This window comes from Rubritalea sp., assembly GCF_039830215.1.
Classification (GTDB): Bacteria; Verrucomicrobiota; Verrucomicrobiia; order Verrucomicrobiales; family Akkermansiaceae; genus Rubritalea.
Genome location: NZ_JBDOPO010000054.1, coordinates 1 through 3,753 on the forward strand (window position 1 = coordinate 1; position 3,753 = coordinate 3,753).

2 protein-coding genes are annotated in these 3,753 nt (G+C 47.5%); both read right to left on the minus strand.

Features of this window, described 5'->3' with window-relative positions:
- Nucleotides 1–137 precede the first annotated feature (137 nt).
- Nucleotides 138–740, minus strand: a complete 603-nt coding sequence (yihA, locus tag ABGY95_RS01445; protein ID WP_347439898.1) for a ribosome biogenesis GTP-binding protein YihA/YsxC — start codon at nt 738–740, stop codon at nt 138–140.
- Nucleotides 741–1,142: 402 nt separating this feature from the next.
- Nucleotides 1,143–3,290, minus strand: coding sequence for a thioredoxin family protein (locus ABGY95_RS01450; RefSeq protein ID WP_347439899.1), 2,148 nt, complete (start codon nt 3,288–3,290; stop codon nt 1,143–1,145).
- Nucleotides 3,291–3,753 lie beyond the last annotated feature (463 nt).

Consider the following 3,753-nt stretch of genomic DNA (forward strand, 5'->3'; position numbering starts at 1 on the left):
ATGAAGCGAACTTTAGCTAGCTTTGTACTCTTCAAATACCTTGGCGCTGAGTGTATGCATCTCTTCGTTCTATATCTAGCGATGGCAGATTTTGTGCTGAGTAGTTAGTTGCCGAATTAAAGCCCTGCCCAAATCTGTTATTTTACAGCCTCAATGGCTTGGGCGATGAACTCGAGAATTTCTTTACGTCCTAGTCCATTCGGCGAGGCACTGACGTAGGTGCGTGGAGCTGCGTCACACCATTGGAGCATCTCATTATGGAAGGCGTCGATGTTACGCTTCACTGCTCCGGGTTTCATCTTGTCAGCCTTGGTAAAAACTAAGACAAAAGGAACCCCAGTTTCCATCATCCAGCGAGTGAATGCTAGATCGATGTTTTGCGGCTTGTGACGTGAGTCGATGAGAGCGAAGACACAAGCGAGATTGTCGCGGTTTGCTAAGTAGTCGGAGACGAATTCGTTGAACTTATCTTGCTTCTTTCCTGACACTTTGGCGAAACCGTATCCTGGAAGGTCAACGAGGTGCCACGCGTCATTGATCCGGAAAAAGTTGATCATCTGAGTGCGACCTGGGGTTTTCGACACGTCAGCGATTGGCTTGCGCTGGTTGACTAGCGAATTTATGAGTGAGGACTTCCCGACGTTGGAGCGGCCAATGAAGGCGAACTCAGGAAATTCTGGATTTGGGCACTTGTCTAGTTCAAGGGCACTCGTCTGGAAGGACGCATTGTGAATTTGCATAAGCGAGTTTTTACAAATCAACTCGCTCCAGCCGAGCAAAATTTTTAATTACGGCTCTTTGTCGGTAGAATGCGAGATGTCAAAGCGGATATAAATGACAATAGATGCCTATAGAATGAAGATCGGCTGATTCAATATTCTAGGGAATAATAGTTTAGACGGGTGCGGCGAATTACTCGGCAAGCTGTTTTTATTACAAAAGCACTTAAACCAAAATACTAACGCTCTCCGAGAGACTGAGTGTGGAGTAATCTATCGCATGAATACATGCAGTAAAAACCGACCTAACTCTCAACTAAAAAACAATTAGTAGCCTCAGCCCTATGCTAAATTAACATTGATAGACAAAAATTTGCGCAGTCCCTGAGAGGGGGGATGGCCTTTTTGTTGAGATGAGAATTGTTACTTCTCGAGACGAGTTTTTAGGAAGTCACTGAAGTAGTCAGGGGTGAGGAGCTCACGTGTGACGTAAGGCGTCGAGTCTCCAGGTACATAGAGCACGTTGACTGGGATTGCTGAGCGATTGAGGTTATGTATAGCTTTCGTTGCCTCTGGGTATTTCTTTGTCATGTCAGCTTTCAGGGTGACGACACCTTTATCAAACATGTATTGACGGACTTCTGCAGTGTATGCAGATGCCTTGTTTGTCTGGCATGTGAGGCACCATTTTGCTGTGAAATCGATATAGACGGGGGTGCCTTCGGCTAGAAGTTCTTCCACGCGGCGGGGTGACCACTTTTCCCAGCTAAGATCAGCCACGGCACTTTCAGCAGCGGCTAATTCTGGATCTTCTGGTGCAGGAGGCATAGCAAGTACGGCACCTCCGGCAAGGAAAAGTAGCGCTAAAATCTTAGCTTTGATTCTTGTTCCATTGGCTTTGGCTGGAGTGTCCCAGCGGCCATAGATCCAACCAGCTGTCGCGATAGATGTGATACCGAGCATGATAGCTAAACCTTTTTGTCCTTCTTCGCCGACCTGACCGTTGTATACCCAGACGAGGTAACCAACGGTGGCAAAGAGTAGGAAGGACATGCCTTGCTTAAAGGATTCCATCCATGCTCCCGGGCGTGGAAGCTTGTTCACAAGCGCAGGGAAGAATGAAAGAGTGATGTAGGGGAGGGCTAGACCAACACCCATCATCAAGAGTGAGAGGAAGAATAGTGGACCATCAAATTTCCAGGCGGCACCAATAGCTGGCCCGAGGAACGGGGCTGAGCAAGGAGTGGCGATGACAACGGCGAGGACGCCAGAAAAGAAGGAGCCTGAGATACCATCTTTATGAGCGAGGTTACCACCGACGCTGGTAGCCATGGCGCCGATCTCGAAGAGACCAGCCATGCTGAGAGCCAGCAAGAGCATGACGACTAAAAGGACGAAAACGACCCATGGCTCTTGAAGTTGAGCTCCCAGAGTTGTGGTTGCTTTGAGAGGGTAGAGTATGGCGGCTAGGATAAGGAAACTAGCTAGGACTCCCGTGGTGAATGCTATGCCGTGGAGTTTGATTTTCTTTTTGTCTTCACCTGCCTGTTGCACAAACCCCATGATTTTAAGACCAATCACAGGGAAGACACAGGGCATGAGGTTGAGGATGAGTCCTCCTAACAGAAGGGAGCCTAGAATCACAACAACTCCGAGTTCACCTTCCTCGGGTTCTACGTTTTCGCTGTTAGCCGCTGGCGTAGCAGCGCCTTCGGCAGAACCGTTGAATGAGACATCGATCCAGAAAGCATGATTTTTTGAGCCCTCAACATCTGATGCTGTGTAGAGAATACCTCGAAGGTTGGTTTGCTTGGGGCCTGGCTTGCCGCCAAGTCTATTTCCCATGTTACGAGTAGCAGAGAATGTGTGCTTGTCACCATCGTGAGTGACCGAGCGTGTTGCTTGGACATCGATCTGTTTGTCGTACTCAAAGAATTCGAGGTCTTCTGGAAGCTTGCCTTCGATGGAAAGAGTGATGCCGTCGGTAGTTTCCGAAGCTGAAATTTTCCAGTCCTTAGGAAGATCTTTAGTTGGGAATGACTGGAGGCGGTAGTCGTCTACTTTTGTGTATTCGGCGTTTCTAACTGCGGTGTCAGCAATGGTGAGTGAGAAGGTAAATTCTTGGCTGTTAGGTGGGAGACAACTCGAGTCATCACAAACCTGCCACGAACTATCGAACGTGAATTCAACCTTGTCGCCTACGTTAGCAGATTTTGGTGCAGTTATTTCAGTAAAGAAGTAGTTTGTCCCTTCGTAGCCGTATACTTTCGCTCCAGAAAAAGCGAATTCGTGTGGGGCTGAGAAAAGAAGCTCTGATGCAGTCCAGCCATCGGGTAATTTCCATTCGGCAGATGGAATGATGGACGTGCCCAGCCCGTCGTTTATAAAGTAGGAATGCCAATGATCATCGTGCGTGAGTTCTACAGCAACGCTGAACGTTTGGCCAGGAATGACACTGGTGTACTCAGGGAATAGTTCCGCTTGTGTTTTGGGTTCCCCAAATTGTGCTCGGAGAGGGCTCGTCATGATGGCCAAGATGGCTATGATTGCGGACAAGTAGCTGTGGTTCATTGTTTGGGATCGATTGTTAATGTCTAAAACAGCTGCTGATTTAAACAGTGGCTATCTTTATGTGAGGGAAATATGTAGGGAGCTTATTCCCGTAATTTTATCCCTATGACAGAGTCATCTCATAGGGTATTCGATTTAAGGGCTCTTCACGCGCTATGCATGACGGTTAGAAGTGATAAACCCGAAGAAAGAAGGCTTTGAGGGGTGAAGACCATAATTATCAATGCTTTATGTTCTTTCGAAGGGTATGTCGTTGACGAGATTGAGTGTGCAGAGAGTTTCGCACAATTAAAACTCTGCATCGATAAGCGGTTTCCCCCCAAATGTCGAGCCTGAGTAGAAGTTTGTGTTATTGGTCGCATATATAAAATACGACCAATGAAGAAAAAACAAAGTGAGTCAGACAAGGCGTTGGAGACATTTTTCAACGATTTTATCGCATAGCAGAAGGCAGCAGGGGCTA